General features: G+C 45.0%; 1 protein-coding gene. It reads right to left on the bottom strand.

The features are described 5' to 3' along the window. Window position 1 precedes the first annotated feature (1 nt). Window positions 2-1,033, bottom strand: a complete 1,032-nt coding sequence (locus tag J2S20_RS12080; RefSeq protein WP_307255575.1) for an IS30 family transposase — start codon at window positions 1,031-1,033, stop codon at window positions 2-4. Window positions 1,034-1,130 lie beyond the last annotated feature (97 nt).

Below are 1,130 nucleotides of genomic sequence, written 5' to 3'. Positions count from 1 at the left end.
TCTAGATTGCAAGATCAAGTAGGACAGTCTGAAATAATTCCTCCGGCGAACTGTAGTGAAAGGACTTTCGGGGGAGTTGATTGATCCAGTTCTGTATCTCTTGTATTTTCTCATCCGCAATGTCATCAAAAGGATGGCCCTTTTGCAAGAAACGACGGATCAAGGAGTTCTGTTTCTCGTTTAATCCGCGTTCGTAGGCGGAGTACGGATGGGCATAATATATGGGTATCGTGGGAAGCAACTGTGGCAGTGAAGCAAATTCACTGCCATTATCACTTGTGATGGAGCGAAAAACTTGACTGAATCGTTCTCCATACAGATTTCGGAGCGCTTTTAAACCTTGCTCAACTGCCTGTGTGCTTCTACCGGGTATCTTTATGATGTGTCGAAATCTTGTGGTTCGCTCATCCAGTGTCAACAAAACGGATTGTGACTCCTTTCGACCGACCACGGTATCAATCTCCCAATGCCCGAACTCTTTCCGTTGATTGATTACTTGGGGGCGAGTTTCAATGCTCAGGCCATACAGCCGCTTATGCTGCGGATGTCCCTTACGGTGTTGTTTACGTTTGACCTTTAGCGTGAGGTCGATATTTCGAGCTTTTAACAATCCACGCTCAATATAGTTATAAAGTGTCTTGCTGCAAACCATCTCAGAGAAACAGCCCTTTTCTTTGGCAAAACCGCAAATTGTATCAGGTGCTAAATGTTTTGTCAGTATCTGCTTTACTGCAAAAGACACGAATTTCTTAGCTTTCACCAGTTTCACGGGACAATGGCTATTTCTCCGTCGATTTTCGTAGACACACTGTCCCGTATCACCAAAGTATCGGGTGTATGGCTTCAAATCGCTTCCTAATTGCTGTACAGTGCCTCTGGCAAGTTCGTTATATAAAGTTGACCGTGAGATCCCGACTTCGCGCGCGATGCGACTTTTGGGGAGTTTTAATTGCAACAGGACTTCAATCTGTGCTCGCTTTTCGCGTGTCAGGTGGCGATATTTTCTATTTGTGTTATACTCTTTTGGGGCCATGGCGAACCTCCTGGTGTTGTGTTGTGTGGTAGCTTCATCATACCACGAGTTCGTCATCGGCTCTTTTTTATTGTCCTAGTTCATCTTACAATCATCC

Source organism: Moryella indoligenes, from assembly GCF_030812885.1.
Taxonomy (GTDB): Bacteria; Bacillota; Clostridia; order Lachnospirales; family Lachnospiraceae; genus Moryella; species Moryella indoligenes.
The sequence above is the reverse complement of the archived record's forward strand: the minus strand, read 5'-3'. Positions and strand labels throughout refer to the sequence as shown.

Excerpts from the sequence above, each read along its gene's own strand:
- J2S20_RS12080 (WP_307255575.1), bottom strand. The coding sequence starts at position 1,033 with ATGGCCCCAAAAGAGTATAACACAAATAGAAAATATCGCCACCTGACA.